Below are 13,357 nucleotides of genomic sequence, written 5' to 3'. Positions count from 1 at the left end.
CTTTCCTTTTTAGTTGTTCAGGCCAAGACGTTCACCGGCATAGGAGCCATCCAGCACGCGCTGCCACCAGGTCGTGTTGTTCAGGTACCAGTGAACCGTTTTTTCAATTCCGCTTTCAAATGTCTCTTCGGGCACCCAGCCCAGATCGCGCTGAATTTTCGCCGCATCAATGGCATAACGCAGGTCATGACCCGGACGGTCTTTCACAAACGTAATCAGATCGGCAAACTGGCTGATATTGCCCGGCTTCTGTTCAACCACTTTATCGAGAATGGCGCAAATGGTGCGCACGACATCAATGTTTTTACGCTCGTTATGGCCGCCGATGTTATACGTTTCACCACTACGGCCTTCCGTCGCCACTTTGTATAGCGCCCGGGCGTGATCTTCTACGTACAGCCAGTCGCGGATCTGTTCTCCGTTGCCGTAGACGGGCAGCGGTTTGCCAGCGAGGGCATTGAGGATGGTCAGCGGAATAAGTTTTTCCGGGAAGTGATACGGGCCGTAGTTGTTGGAGCAGTTGGTCACCACCACCGGCAGGCCATAGGTGCGGTTCCAGGCGCGGACAAGATGGTCGCTGCCGGCCTTGGAGGCAGAGTACGGGCTGCTTGGCGCGTACGGAGTCTCTTCGGTGAACAGATCATCGGTACCGTGCAGGTCGCCGTAGACTTCATCGGTCGAAATATGGTGGAAGCGGAAAGCCTGCTTCTGGGCCGTATCGAGAGCTGACCAGTACTGGCGGGCAGCTTCCAGCAGGGTGAAAGTTCCAATCAGGTTGGTCTGAATAAAGGCAGCAGGTCCGTCGATAGAGCGGTCCACGTGACTCTCTGCGGCCAGGTGCATCACAATATCCGGACGGAAATCGCTGAACTGCTCTGCCACAGATTTGGCATCAGTGATATCTGTCTGAGAAAACGAGTAGCGTTCATTACCAGCAACCGGCGTCAGGGACTCAAGATTACCGGCGTAGGTGAGACAATCTATTACGCGTACTTCGTCGGAGGTGTTTTCAATGATATGACGAACGACTGCAGAACCAATAAAACCTGCACCGCCAGTGACAAGGATCTTCATATTTAACTTACCTTTTATTACCAGAACCTAAAAAAAATTCGAAATATATCCATCAGGATATCAATATCATATTAAATGATTTCCTTTAGAAAAATATTTGCAAATTACGTTTTTAAAAAAATAGGATAAGTGAGTACTAATTACAGGAGAGAAATTCTATTTGTTGAAAATTTATGCCCGGGTTAATACCCCGGGCAAATGACACTAAAAACTTTACTCCATCCACTCAGTGTGGAACACACCTTCTTTATCGGTACGCTTATAAGTATGCGCCCCGAAATAGTCACGCTGCGCCTGAATCAGGTTAGCAGGCAAGACTGCGGAACGATAGCTATCGTAGTAGGCGATGGCCGCAGAGAAAGTAGGAACCGGAATACCATTCTGAACAGCATATGCAACAACATCGCGCAGGGCTTGCTGATAATCATCGGCGATCTGCTTGAAGTATGGAGCCAGCAGCAGGTTGGCAATGTCGGCATTCTGCTCATAGGCATCAGTAATCTTTTGCAGGAACTGAGCACGAATGATACAGCCGGCACGGAAGATTTTCGCAATCTCACCGTAGTTCAGATCCCAGTGGTATTCATCAGAAGCCGCGCGCAGTTGGGAGAAACCTTGAGCGTAAGAGACGATTTTGCCCAGATACAGAGCGCGGCGAACTTTCTCAACGAACTCCGCTTTATCGCCTGCACTCTTAGCCTGCGGTCCGGTAAGAACCTTCGAAGCAGCCACACGTTGATCTTTCAGAGAAGAGATATAGCGAGCGAATACAGATTCAGTGATGAGTGACAGCGGTTCACCGAGGTCAAGAGAGCTTTGGCTGGTCCATTTACCGGTACCTTTGTTTGCCGCCTCATCGAGGATCACGTCGACCAGGTATTTACCCTCTTCATCTTTTTTGGTGAAGATGTCTTTAGTGATGTCAATGAGATAGCTGCTAAGCTCACCTTCATTCCATTCGGTAAAGGTTTGCGCCAGCTCTTCATTAGAAAGCGCCAGACCGCCTTTCAGTAAAGCGTAGGCTTCTGCAATAAGCTGCATATCACCGTATTCAATACCGTTGTGAACCATTTTAACATAATGACCAGCGCCATCGGCACCGATATAGGTTACGCACGGCTCACCGTCTTCAGCGACAGCAGCAATCTGCTTGAGAATTGGAGCAACCAGTTCATAAGCTTCTTTCTGACCGCCAGGCATGATCGAAGGACCTTTGAGAGCCCCTTCTTCACCGCCGGACACGCCGGTTCCGATGAAGTTAAAACCTTCAGCAGAAAGCTCACGATTTCGACGAATCGTATCCTGGAAGAAAGTGTTACCACCATCGATAATGATGTCACCCTTGTCCAGGTAAGGCTTCAGAGAGTTGATGGCACTATCAGTGCCTGCGCCCGCCTTCACCATTAACAGGATACGGCGTGGCGTTTCGAGCGACTCAACAAACTCTTGCACTGTATAATGTGGGACCAGTTTCTTGCCCGGGTTCTCGGCAATCACTTCTTCGGTCTTTTCACGGGAGCGGTTGAAAACGGAGACGGTATAACCACGGCTCTCGATGTTGAGCGCGAGGTTACGCCCCATCACTGCCATACCGACCACCCCAATTTGCTGTTTAGACATGAACTTAACTCCAAGCTGAAGTATAAAATAACTGCAAACACTGAACATTGCAGACTATCGATGATATCTGTAAAAAGCCGGAAAAAATGATAACTCACTTATCACTCAGGTTGTAGAGGATTTCATTAGTTTCTTCCACATCAATTTACAATCCTAACAAAAAATAAACAAACCCAAAAGTCCGACAATAGGAATATAATCACACACTGTTAAAATTTAAAAAATGAAAGCCCTATAATTTTAAAGAAATATATCTAACCCCAACAGAAAATTTCCAATGATCACTCACTTGGTACAATAACATAAGCTAAGGAAATAGAAAAATCCGTTATGGCTTCAATCAAGTCAACATTAGAAAAAAAGGTACCGGCACTATCTTTGATAAGAGAGACACCCTCTGCTGTGCGGCAAACAGAAATATTAATATTCTTACACATACCTGGAATAATAACAGTGCTTAATATAAAGCAACAATCCTCAGGTAATGGGTAAGGGAGATTACTAATTTCAACACTGTCCTTGACACTATTTTTGTGTACATGATGAAGAGTAATTGAGATGTTAACGACATTTCCACACTTAATATAAAAAGCATCAATTGATTCAGCATGAACATTTACATCAGGCTTAAACACACCATTTAAATAATCAAATTTCAAAGAATTTTTTGCGAATTTAATAGGAGTACTTAAGAAAAAGTCATCATACATACCGTATTTTTCATGAATGTTTTCACCATCAAATGATGTTATATTCATGTATGGATAAGCACTTGCACCAGTAAGATTCAAGCTATTAATAGAAATACCTTTTGTAACCGTAAAGCTTGACTTATCGTGAGTTTCTGTGATCTGATTGCCGCTGGATAGAATAATGGATTTAACATCTAAGCCTTCAGCAACGGTATAACCAATACCATAACCGCTTTCTCTATAGAGGTCCGCGCAGTCTATACCAAATGCATTTTTTTTCAGAATGGTTTTTCTATTATCGTACAACCCACTACGTTCAATATAAGCATCATTAATGTAGCACCCAAGTATTTTAGGTGCAAAAATAGAGACAGGGGTACGGTGGCAACCTAAAGTTTTGAGTCTGTTAATAACAACACCCGAAATAGGCCTTCCATACCTCGAAATATAGAGGCGAGCTCTACCAGCTATGCCATAATAAGTTGGCATGATAGCACCATGTGTACTCTCGCTATTACTTAATCGACCTCCGTTAAAGCTTTTTTTGCTATTAGCTGATTTAAAGAAATATTTATCAAAAAAAGCATCAAGTTTAACAAGTCTTGTTGAGAACATACCATCTATCTGTGCGTATTGGATTTCCTCAGTATAACAAAAGTCGACCCAACCAACTAAATTAACATCATGAGCAGGATAAGGTGGCAAAAAATTAGAATCTTGATAAGTTGAATTCCTGTTCGTCCACCATCCTCCGATAATATCGCCAGACATACAACCTGAGTAGGTCATTACACCTTCATGACAACGTTCCATTCCAAGTTTCAATCCAGAAATACCACACCCAATAAACTTCAATGACTCATAAGTTGCTTCCGATATGCATAGACATATACGGCCTATAAAATAGTTACTCATAGTGAAGTTTGAGAAATGGTACCGAGATGTTCTGCTGTAGTCTTCTCCTGATGAAATTGCAATACCAACTAGCTGCTCTGTATTAATTGGTGATTCATTTATATTCCATGGACCAATTATCATATCATGCTCAATATTAGTTGCTACCAGAGATATATCTCCGGTAATTAATAAGCAAGCATTCATCGTTACTGTCTCTTCTGCAGAGAAAATTATATCGCCTTCTTTAACAAAGAGTGATGATATCGAACCATCATCCGCAGGAAGTTTTATTTTATGTAACGGCTTACCAATATAATAAACACCACTGAACTTAACTTCACCAAATCCATTTTTTATTGCATAGTCGATAGCATCCTGAAACGCTCTAGTGCTATCGATGTTTTTATTAGCTCTAACAGCCCCAAAGTCTTCAGGATCAACGTATCCTTTATTCTTAACAATTTCATCTATGTCAGTATTTGGTGTAATATCTTTTTCTTGTGACGCGGCGTTGGTCTTATTAAGACTTAACATTCCTATTGCAGAAATCAATAGTTTAAATAGATGACGTCTCTGCATTTAGACTCCTACTCAAATTCACATAAAAAAACACATGTACTATATCAGTACTTAGAACTTGATTGTGCCCATAAAAAAATAATACAATTGGTTTTCTCGTTTTTTTGTGGTAGTTTGTTTATGTATTCATAAATTGAGGAGTAAGTAGAATGTTATTATTTAATCCTGTACTAGCTCATATAAAAGTAATCAAGGAGTAAACAATAAATGCCTTTATTTTTTGGTAATTTATATCTGCTGCTATTTTTCGGTATTTCTATATTTACCCTTTTCGTATCATATTTTGCGATACAATATAACTCACGAAAAATTGATTTGGTAGGTTTATTAATCGCTTACATTACTATGGTATTATTTTATGGGTTAAGAGAACCAGGAACGACAGATATAAAAATGTATCTTGAAAATTTTGATGCTCTTAATAACTTTGCTGACTTTAACTGGGGCTTCGGTTTTTATATCCTAATGAAAACCATAAAAGCCATATCAGCAGAACATGCATTTTTTATATTTGCAAGCTCTTTTATCTTTGCAACTATTTTATTATTTTTTACGTGCATTGTGTTGAAAGCGAAACCCTATAAATCATTGTTCATGATATCATTGCTATATGGATGGTACATGCTTGATTTAGCAACAAATACTTATCGTCAGGGAATAGCCCTCCTGTTTATTATGTTTTCGCTGTTATACATAGCAAGGAAAGATTATTTAAAATTTTCTATTCTCTCTGTAGTTGCTGTAAGCATTCATTGGGGAGCATTAATTCCTATAGTTATATGTGTTATATCTCTATTTTTGTCTAAAAGCATTAAGGCCACTAAATATCTAAGTTTATTTGCAATAATTCTTTTTAGCATATCCTTTATTATAAATCTTGATATTGCAAAGAATATTGCGATATAGCACACTGAGTTCGTCACTCGATCAAATATTTGTAGGTGTAAATATTGCAAGTAAAATGTCGAGTTATCTTAATTCTGAAGTTGACGGTTCAGCATTTTATGATATATCAATATTAAGAAAAATAAAATTCACAATAGAAGCATTTCTACCATTATTGATAAATACCATTTTCCTTTTCAAACTAGATAAAAAAGTCTGCGAAGAAAAAAAGGTGGGGTTAAATCCCTTATATTACGTTGCCAGTAATTATATATCTCTACTGAACATTTATGCAGTATCTATTATCTCCATGGCATGGTTTTTTAGAAATTTCTATTGGTTACCAATTGCATCAAATTTATGCTTAATTATGTTACTCTTTACATTCAAAAAAAGCAGTACAAACAACTTTTATACTCTCTTTTATATCATAGGTATTATACTCTTGAGTATATTAACAATATGGACGTCTGAGCTATTAAAAATGTCCTATCCCATCTAAAACTTTAAGCCGCATGCAAATGTTGTGCGGCTTTTATCTATAACACTTAGTTAAAAATTAAAAAATCAACTGCATTTAATATCTAGTGCTTTTAGATAACGATTAACGACAATTCTGTGTGCGAGGAATTATAATGTGTCATTAATCACCATTCCAGACCTCATTAAGTACTCTACAAGATTTTTTTAGCGACTATGTTCTAGGATGCTTTCCAATAATATAAGTTGAAACGAGTACGACAGCAAATTGGAATTTAAACTTTACTATATTAGCAAGCAACTTGCGTATAAAAGGCTTATATCCATAGTAGGCACTGTACCATCGAGTGGTTATTGCAACGTCATATAATCTTTCACGTATTCTGAAGTCCGTCTGATTTTGAGTGACACGAGATAAAGAATGAGTAATGTCACCCGCACATGTAGCCGAAATTGCATAATGTGACGAAGCAAGTTTTCTTAATCTAAAGAAAAATGAAGTATCAATACCATACAGACAGTATCTTTCATCAAAAATTTCAGAATAATGTTTCTGTAAATTAAGCGCTAGAGATTCGCTTATTACCAAACCTGATGAAATAGACATTGTATAGTTTACATCCACTACGCCATCTATTATTACAGGGTGCATATCTATGCAAGGATAATATATCAAACCGTCGTCTTTGCTCTTTATCCTTGGCAAGCAGAGATCTTCAGTAATCTCCTTAAGATGATTAAAATAAGACTCTTCAGGACATGAGTCATCATCAAATATTATATAATAATGAGATTTTGTGGATAAAATAAACTCATTATAAATCTTACTTAATGGTTTATTATCTAAATATTCTTTGTAATTAAACTCTAAAAAATCATTTTTTAACTCTTTTATCAAAGGGCTATTAAGCGATAGCGCACAAGGCCCATTATTGACAACAAATAATGATGATACATTCTTCAGTATAAATTTTTCATTTAATATCTTAAGTGTATTAGATTTATGAAAATCCTTATCATACAAAACAACAAGGATAGAAAACTTAGGTTTTTGAATTTCCGATGCGTACATCATTGATTCCCTTTCAGTTAGACTTGATATTATTGGCTGGCTTACTTTTAAATTCTTTAATTTTCGCAAATTCAGTTAAGAATATCAATGAAACATATATTCCACATCCTAAAAGAGAAATTAGCACTAATTTAATAAATGATTCAATACTATTGAAGTAAGGTAAAAATTCACAACATAGAATTAATGCAAAGGCCATAATAGCACTATGTATAACTATCGTATAGGTTTTCTTTAATAGTTCTATTATAGAGCCATCAATTAATTTCATCACCAAAAACATTACTGGAATAAAATTTATTATATTTGCAAAGAAATAAATTTTCGCAAAATTCACTATACCGAAATGTACACCAATTATAAATGCAAGTACTTGTAATACAGTACTAAAAACCCCAAGTTTGAGTAAAACATCAGTCCTCCCCTTAGTCATAAAAATAACCCCAGTGGAGCTGAGTACTGATTGTATAATCGCTGTTGGCGCTAGCCATTTCAATAACTCACCAACCAAAAACCATTGCTGACCAAAAACTAGGTTTACAAAGGGTCTACTAAGAGTTGCCAATCCAACCATCAATGGTAAAACAATTAATAATATAAAATACACAGCATTTAGATAAGTTTTTTTTAAGACTGGATTGTTATCTTGGTTTTCACTAAAAATAGGGAATAAAGCTCGTGATGCTACAAAAGTAAGATTTTGAATAGGAAACAACATTATTCTGTAAGCCAATGAATATGCCCCTAAAATACTTGCTGACATATAGTAACCAATAATCATGGTATCTGCATTTCTAGAAAAATAGTTTATAAAATTAAATGCTGTTAAATTACCACTGAAGCCAAAGATATTTTTAATTTCAGAAATATCAATTATGTTACTAAAATTTGGTCTCCAGCGGGATGCTATCCAGATCTGAACAGCTGACAAAACTGAGGAGGTGATTGCTTGAAAAACCAAGCTATATACGCCGAAATTCTTATATGCAAGAATAATGGCCCCAGTAACAGCTATCAATGATGAAGAGACCTCAATAAAAGCAATCCTTTTAAATTTAGATTTCTTTTCTAATAAAGCCAAATGAGTTGATGATGAACAAGCAATTGGAAAGCTTATTGATAACAAACAGAGAATAGTTATCAACCGAGGTTCATTAAATACATATGAAATAACAGGAGAAAAAACAATAATAATTGTTAGAAGTAAGCCTCCTACAATGACATTTAACCAAAATACAGCATTTATTGTTTTGTCCGACAAAGACTGTCTTTGTATAATTGCAGCAGACGTACCGAAGTCTCGAATTAGATTTGCTAAATTTACAACAACTAAAGCCATTGCCATTAGACCGAAGTCGGCAGGTGGTATCAATCTTGCCAACACAACCAAGTTAATTAATATTACCAAAATTTTAATTGACTGTGACAATGCAACCCATTTTGCATTCGATAGTATGCCCATAGAGCCTCAATAAGCTAACCAATTATGATCTAAATAAATAATATTGTTTAAATTGTCTACATTGCACCTTTTTTATTTTTAATAAAATCTGTAAACCCGTTTAAGTATGCTTTTAGTTTCCTTTTTTTATCGTTCTCAAATATGACAACTCTAAATAGATCTAAACTAAATGCCAAAAAGTCATACGCAATAAATGATGGAAATTTCAAAAAATATTTTTTATATACAAAAAATCTGTTCCTGGTTATATAATACTTTCTATAAAAAGGATAATTAGTTGGTGAAAACTTAACTAGAAGTTTTGTCAAAGATCTATTGCCTAAAGCGTGATTTATAATAATCGAGGGGTCAACATAAACATTATAACCATGCTGCAAAAGCCTTAAACAAAATTCATTATCAATATAATCAATAAAATAGTCACTTTCGAAGCATCCAACTTCTTTAAAAATCTTTGTCGGGTACAATGTTCCAGAGGTTATTATACTCATTACATTTTGGATACCTTTCTCATTTGATAATGTTTTTCTTATCGTAAAAGGCCCATATTTTACTGGAAATCGGCACTCCCTATTTGCATTCACATCTTTATAAATTGGCCCTATAACTCCAGCATCTGGTGCGTTTTGAAAAGAAGATAACATCCTAGAGACATATTCTTCTGGAATTACAGTATCTTGGTCAAAAGTTAAAAGGTATTTATAATCATTCTCTTGCGCATAACTAACAGCAAAGTTAAGAGCAGCACCGATACCGTTATTGCTCCCCTCACCATAATATGTGGCATTATTAATTTTTGATGTAATTATTCTATTTTCTTTTATAACTTCAGGTTGAATTGAGTTATCATAAATTATCAAATCATCAACTTGACTAGAAATTAATGAGCAACGCTTATATACATCACCCTCAGGGTTATAAAAAACCACTACTGCTAATACCTTCATTATTCCTCCTTCAAAAAAGAAAATTGTTTTTCCCAAGATAAATTATTTTCTGCAAAGGTTCTTTCGCGTAACGAAAAACCTTCTTTCAAATTTCTACGCCAATTAATTAAGCTATCAATATCTATTGGCGAGTCATCAGGCAATACTTCCAAAATAAATTCTTCATTACAAAAGGCATAATCCTCATGACTTTTAACGAATGGCATTCCTCGAGCGGCATACTCTTTCGATTTGATTGAACTATTGGTATTATTCCCACTTCGATGCCTCCCTAAGGCATCAACACATATGTCAGCATTCCCAATAATTGTATCTAGCTCGTCCCCACTTTTTCTTCCATGAAAAATAACTTTATCAGACAATCCCATCTCATGCGACATATTTAAAAGTCTATTATATTCGGGCTGGGAATATCCTACAATATGGAATATAACCTTAAAATTCCCCTTGTATTCCTTTAATCCAGAAATAATCCTGTCATAACCATGCCAAAACTCTATGTTGGCAACTCCCACAATGTTAAAGTTATTATCAGATCTATTTTTTTCATCTACATGTTTAACCGTTTTAACATCAATTCCATTAGATATCCGTTTTGCCTTTACTCCCCAGATTGACTCAGTTTTGTCTCCCATATAATATATTTCGGTGATTTTATTTTTGAAAAATGGAAGGCTAAGTTCAAAAATACAATTACTAATAAAAGACTTAAATGTATTCATCTCCTTATTATAAGGAAATGTCGGGACTTCAACAATAATATAAGTGTTATGTTTTTTTAAAGTTGATATTAGTTTATTGAAAAATAAAACAAACAAACCTCCATGTGGTTTTCTTAAATATGCCAAATCATATTTTTTATTCTCTTTTATTAAATATGATGAAATTGATGAATAAAAGAAATATTTATTCTTGTATCTATTTATTATTTTTTTAGTTATGTGCCCATCATTATAACATACAACATTATCTTTCATATAAAAGAAATCTACTGAAGCACCGCTATTTCGCATCGCTTGAACTTGCGAGGCTATTTTTTTCCAGACGCCATCATTATTATCTTGATTGTTATGAGTAATAAAAACTATACGTTTCATATTTCCCTTCTAAGAAATGACTCTTAAAAAATATCATTAAATATCTTAATGTTATAAGCTGTCACAGCCACAATTTTTACTAAATAAAAGGGACATTATCACTTATGCAATTAATTTATGAATTACCATTACGCCTCCAGTAACCTTTGTGCATGCTAAGGAAAAAAACTATCCTATGTGGAAGTATTTTATATTTCTGCCCCATTTTATATCCAAGAAATTTCATAAAATTATTGACAAAGGCTAATAAAACCCATGAAGGCGAATTTTTAATTAAATATAAAAATTCTGAAATTAAAAATTTTTTCCCTTCTCCCCCGGCGCCACCAAAACTCTCTCTAATCCATGGTTCATCTGTATGAAAAACACCAATATCAAAATAACGTTTAAACTCCTCTAGGGGAGTGTAATTGTGTGAATGTAATACTTCTGCATCCGGTACATAAGCTACGCTATACCCTGCAAGTACAGCTTTGGCCGTAAAATACATATCTTCACATAAAATAGTATTTGAAGGAAAACCGCCTAACTCCTTAAATACAGATAACCTGTAAGCGGAAAAAGAATTCGACATAAATACAGTTTTCAAACCTAATTCAGGAATTGTTTTTTTACATCCAATATATCCTTTGCTAGGGTAGCTAAAAAACCTGGCATGCTTTGCTATGGGATTTGCATTTGCATGAGGTAATTGACGACCATATGCACATACGATATTTTTATCGGCGAAAACTGAAATAATATTCTGAATGAAATTTGGTTGAGTAATTGAGTCTTGCGTAAGAAAGATGATCACATCGAACTGATTTATAAAATTATAGACGGCTTTATTCCTTGTCCCTCCATGATTAAAATCCGCACTAGCTATTGTTAATATATCAAAGCCAGACTTCTCTGCAACCATTACAGTATCATCTTTGCTACTTGAGTCAATTACATGAACAAAAATATCTTTAGGCGCATTTTTTATAATACTCTCGACACACAACTTCCATACATCGCCACCATTATATGTTGGTATAGCAATAAAATATTTCATTTTTGCAACTCTTTATTAAGATAGCCATTCGAAGTCATACATAATCAATATGCACCATCTTTCTTTAAAACAACTCCGATAGTTTTGAACAATATAGCAATATCATTCCACATAGACCAATTTTTGACATACCAAGCATCAAGATAAACACGCGTTTCATAATCAACGTCGCTACGCCCACTAACCTGCCACAATCCGGTCATGCCTGGTTTACTTAAAAGATAGTAATCAACCTCATCATTATATCTTTCGAGTTCAGCTGTAATAATTGGCCTTGGCCCGACCAAACTCATTTCACCTTTCAGCACATTGAAAAGCTGTGGTAATTCATCCAAGCTAGTCCGACGAAGAAAATTCCCTATTTTAGTAATTCTTGGATCATTCTTTAACTTAAACGTTGCTTCCCATTCTTTTCTAGCGTCTTCATTACTTGCTAATAATTCCTCAAGAACCTCTTTAGAATTAATAACCATCGAACGAAATTTTAAACATTTGAATGGCTTACCACCTTTTCCAATACGTTCATGACCATAAATTGGCGGGCCACCATCTTGTTTAACTTTGCGACTTATATATATTAACGCAGGAGAGAGCATAAGAATGATTGACAAAGAACCTACAATATCAAAAAGACGCTTAAGTATACGAGATGACCATTTTGCAAGATTTTGTTGAACGCGAAAAATCATGACCTCATGACTAAAAATAAATGACATATCGGTGCTATCAAGAGGCATCCCCCGTAAAGTTGGTATAACGGAAACATAACGATATCCACGCATCATGAAAATACGCAACCATTTATTACGAACTTCACTCTGATTTGACTCAACTGCAACAATAAATTGCGTTTTCTTATCAATAGTTGATAGCCAATCCGGACTACTTGCTAAAACAGGTATACCTTCAATATTTTGAAATTCAGATATCCTGTCTTCACTAGCTATAAACCCGACAATAACTAATCCAAGGTTACGTTCACTATTTATAGCTTTATATGCTTCAAATGCGTTAGTGCCATTTCCTATAATCCATGTATCTCTGCGCCATAGTCCAAATACGTCGAGAACCCTCTTTGTAAGCATTCTTAATGAAGGAACCAGCAAGAGAACAAAGAACCATGTCAGTAACCATAAGAATCGTGAAAATGACCATGTAGTAAATGCCATGACAGCGATTTCAATTACAGCGAAAATCACTAAAGTTCGAAGAATTTCTTTTAATTCAAACCAAAAAGTTTTTCGATAAAAATAATGACGGAGCCTCATTGAATACCAAGCTACGCAACAAAATGCTAATAGCCAATGCAAGAGTATCCAACCTTCAATTTGATTGGCAGGAACGATTTTCTCATAATCATTCATCACTATTGATAACGTAGCCATTGCCAAGTAAAGTGAAAATATAAAACTTAGAAAATCTGATAGTGCTAATGAAATACTGACAAGGATATTCCTGACGAGAAGCGTCATATTCCCCTCTCTTGTTATTTGAAAGATTATTACAAAGCAGT

General features: G+C 35.9%; 10 protein-coding genes. 1 reads left to right on the top strand and 9 read right to left on the bottom strand.

Annotated elements, in window-relative coordinates; genetic code table 11:
- Nucleotides 1–9: 9 nt before the first annotated feature.
- The 3 genes from rfbB to ABLV30_RS14245 all read right to left on the bottom strand — a co-directional run bounded on the left by rfbB (nt 10) and on the right by ABLV30_RS14245 (nt 4,862).
- The gene (rfbB, locus tag ABLV30_RS14255) at nt 10–1,074 is read right to left on the bottom strand and encodes a dTDP-glucose 4,6-dehydratase (RefSeq protein ID WP_116280325.1); all 1,065 of its coding nucleotides are present in this window, start codon (nt 1,072–1,074) and stop codon (nt 10–12) included.
- Between the two features lie 213 nt (nt 1,075–1,287).
- Complete coding sequence (gene gndA, locus ABLV30_RS14250) at nt 1,288–2,694, bottom strand: NADP-dependent phosphogluconate dehydrogenase (RefSeq protein ID WP_116280324.1); 1,407 nt, start codon at nt 2,692–2,694, stop codon at nt 1,288–1,290.
- A gap of 281 nt (nt 2,695–2,975) precedes the next feature.
- A complete protein-coding gene (locus ABLV30_RS14245) occupies nt 2,976–4,862 on the bottom strand; it encodes a hypothetical protein (RefSeq protein ID WP_187227905.1) in 1,887 nt (628 codons plus the stop codon).
- A gap of 207 nt (nt 4,863–5,069) precedes the next feature.
- Here ABLV30_RS14245 and ABLV30_RS14240 point away from each other — a divergent pair, with 207 nt between their 5' ends.
- Nucleotides 5,070–5,768 carry an EpsG family protein gene (locus ABLV30_RS14240; RefSeq protein WP_348865611.1) on the top strand — a complete coding sequence of 233 codons (699 nt, stop codon included), beginning with the start codon at nt 5,070–5,072 and terminating at the stop codon, nt 5,766–5,768.
- A 673-nt stretch (nt 5,769–6,441) separates the two neighbouring features.
- Here the strand turns inward: ABLV30_RS14240 and ABLV30_RS14235 are convergent.
- The 6 genes from ABLV30_RS14235 to wbaP form a co-directional block, all read right to left on the bottom strand.
- The gene (locus tag ABLV30_RS14235) at nt 6,442–7,302 is read right to left on the bottom strand and encodes a hypothetical protein (RefSeq protein ID WP_142759547.1); all 861 of its coding nucleotides are present in this window, start codon (nt 7,300–7,302) and stop codon (nt 6,442–6,444) included.
- A gap of 10 nt (nt 7,303–7,312) precedes the next feature.
- Nucleotides 7,313–8,761 carry an MOP flippase family protein gene (locus ABLV30_RS14230; protein WP_116280321.1) on the bottom strand — a complete coding sequence of 483 codons (1,449 nt, stop codon included), beginning with the start codon at nt 8,759–8,761 and terminating at the stop codon, nt 7,313–7,315.
- A 56-nt stretch (nt 8,762–8,817) separates the two neighbouring features.
- Entirely contained in the window at nt 8,818–9,708 is an 891-nt protein-coding gene (locus ABLV30_RS14225) for a glycosyltransferase family 2 protein (RefSeq protein ID WP_187227901.1), read from the bottom strand.
- Nucleotides 9,708–10,805, bottom strand: a complete 1,098-nt coding sequence (locus ABLV30_RS14220; protein WP_116280319.1) for a glycosyltransferase — start codon at nt 10,803–10,805, stop codon at nt 9,708–9,710. The genes ABLV30_RS14225 and ABLV30_RS14220 overlap by 1 nt, the downstream gene beginning before the upstream one ends.
- A gap of 115 nt (nt 10,806–10,920) precedes the next feature.
- Nucleotides 10,921–11,844 carry a glycosyltransferase gene (locus ABLV30_RS14215; RefSeq protein ID WP_348865610.1) on the bottom strand — a complete coding sequence of 308 codons (924 nt, stop codon included), beginning with the start codon at nt 11,842–11,844 and terminating at the stop codon, nt 10,921–10,923.
- 44 nt (nt 11,845–11,888) lie between these two features.
- The gene (gene wbaP / locus ABLV30_RS14210; protein ID WP_116280317.1) at nt 11,889–13,316 is read right to left on the bottom strand and encodes an undecaprenyl-phosphate galactose phosphotransferase WbaP; all 1,428 of its coding nucleotides are present in this window, start codon (nt 13,314–13,316) and stop codon (nt 11,889–11,891) included.
- Between the last annotated feature and the right edge of the window lie 41 nt (nt 13,317–13,357).

The organism is Klebsiella sp. CN_Kp113 (assembly GCF_040064585.1).
Classification (GTDB): Bacteria; Pseudomonadota; Gammaproteobacteria; order Enterobacterales; family Enterobacteriaceae; genus Klebsiella; species Klebsiella michiganensis.
Note: the sequence above shows the minus strand (reverse complement) of the source record. Positions and strands in the feature narration are given on the sequence as shown.

Bases quoted from the DNA above. Each gene is read 5' to 3' on its own strand.
- rfbB (WP_116280325.1), bottom strand. From the start codon at position 1,074: ATGAAGATCCTTGTCACTGGCGGTGCAGGTTTTATTGGTTCTGCAGTC.
- gndA (WP_116280324.1), bottom strand. From the start codon at position 2,694: ATGTCTAAACAGCAAATTGGGGTGGTCGGTATGGCAGTGATGGGGCGT.
- ABLV30_RS14245 (WP_187227905.1), bottom strand. From the start codon at position 4,862: ATGCAGAGACGTCATCTATTTAAACTATTGATTTCTGCAATAGGAATG.
- ABLV30_RS14240 (WP_348865611.1), top strand. From the start codon at position 5,070: ATGCCTTTATTTTTTGGTAATTTATATCTGCTGCTATTTTTCGGTATT.
- ABLV30_RS14235 (WP_142759547.1), bottom strand. From the start codon at position 7,302: ATGATGTACGCATCGGAAATTCAAAAACCTAAGTTTTCTATCCTTGTT.
- ABLV30_RS14230 (WP_116280321.1), bottom strand. From the start codon at position 8,761: ATGGGCATACTATCGAATGCAAAATGGGTTGCATTGTCACAGTCAATT.
- ABLV30_RS14225 (WP_187227901.1), bottom strand. From the start codon at position 9,708: ATGAAGGTATTAGCAGTAGTGGTTTTTTATAACCCTGAGGGTGATGTA.
- ABLV30_RS14220 (WP_116280319.1), bottom strand. From the start codon at position 10,805: ATGAAACGTATAGTTTTTATTACTCATAACAATCAAGATAATAATGAT.
- ABLV30_RS14215 (WP_348865610.1), bottom strand. From the start codon at position 11,844: ATGAAATATTTTATTGCTATACCAACATATAATGGTGGCGATGTATGG.
- wbaP (WP_116280317.1), bottom strand. From the start codon at position 13,316: ATGACGCTTCTCGTCAGGAATATCCTTGTCAGTATTTCATTAGCACTA.